Below are 1,272 nucleotides of genomic sequence, written 5' to 3' on the forward strand. Positions count from 1 at the left end.
CCATATGCCCGAACCGCGGAAACCGATCCCCGCAGTAAACCATCGGGTCTCGTCAAGCGCCCACTTGGGCCCGCTCGGAAGTTTGAAATCAGATGGATTCGCTGTAGGCTTCACATCCGTTGCGCTCGTCATGGGTTGCACATCCGTTGCGCTCGCCGAAGGCGACAAAAACAAATAACCGACTATCAATACCGCCAGCAACATTGCCTGGACAAAGAAATTCTCTCTTTGTTTCCAGAGATCATTTCTTTGTGAAGCATTTTCGACTAATGCTGTTTTATGGCCGATCCCTTTATGTATTATTTTTTCAAAATATTTCATCTCTGAAAATTCCCTTTATATTTATTAACCTGACGTTTTGGATCATGCATTGTTTATTTCCATAAGTCATTATTAAATACCCACAAATTATAAATTTTGTGTAGGAGAACTGTTCTTAAATGTATTACAGATAGGATGCGGATGAAACTTGACAGTCGCGCTGGTTCTGAAAAGTCAAACGAAAAATATCTCCTAACGGACTCGGTTAAGGAGATTAATTTTTTAACCTTATGATTAAAAACATATCTATTAATCCCCCATGGAACCGTACTTCTGTCCAATAGGAAACTCTCGTAGAATCCGTAAGATTCCGCCGTGGGCTGGAGTTTGTCAATAGGATGTGACGTGGTTTGCCTTTGGCGGCATATATACGGAATGAATTCGCACTCCATCATGAGTGACGCGATCAGAGTGCGATTAGAAAATAGCCTTACGGGCCCGAGTGGCCTGCATCAACCAGATTCAAAGGAAATACATGCGAATTGGTGTTTTTATCAATTTTTGCCTTATCGTCACCGTACTGGGACTCAGTCTGCTGATCTTTCTTTCCTCCCAGGTGCTCGGCACGTTGGATGAGATCACCGCCGCCGAGCGCCAGCAATACAAATCCCTGCAGCTCGCAAATGAGTTATTCCGGAGTTCCGAGGATCTCACCAAGATGGCCCGCAGCTATGTCACCACCGGCGACCCAATCTATGAACGATTCTTTTTCGAAATCCTCGACATCCGGAACGGCAAACTGCCCCGCCCTCGGGATTATCCGATCACCTACTGGGATGTAAACATGCGGCCGTCGCCCACGCACGATAGTGCCGTCTCCTTGATGGAGCTGATGCGCCGTGAAGGATTCAGCGAACACGAACTTGACCTGCTGCGGCAATCGCAAAGGAATTCCGACAATCTGGTCAATCTGGAAAAACAGGCCTTCGCTGCCATCAAAGGCTTGTACGA

The 1,272-nt window shown here is 46.5% G+C and carries 2 pseudogenes; one reads left to right on the forward strand and one right to left on the reverse strand.

Annotated elements, in window-relative coordinates:
- Positions 1-321: pseudogene (locus BLO43_RS16230) on the reverse strand (hypothetical protein); the annotation flags it as partial.
- Between the two features lie 475 nt (positions 322-796).
- Here BLO43_RS16230 and BLO43_RS16235 point away from each other — a divergent pair.
- Positions 797-1,272, forward strand: a pseudogene (locus BLO43_RS16235) (hybrid sensor histidine kinase/response regulator); the annotation flags it as partial.

It is taken from the genome of Nitrosospira sp. Nsp13, assembly GCF_900101945.1.
Classification (GTDB): Bacteria; Pseudomonadota; Gammaproteobacteria; order Burkholderiales; family Nitrosomonadaceae; genus Nitrosospira; species Nitrosospira multiformis_D.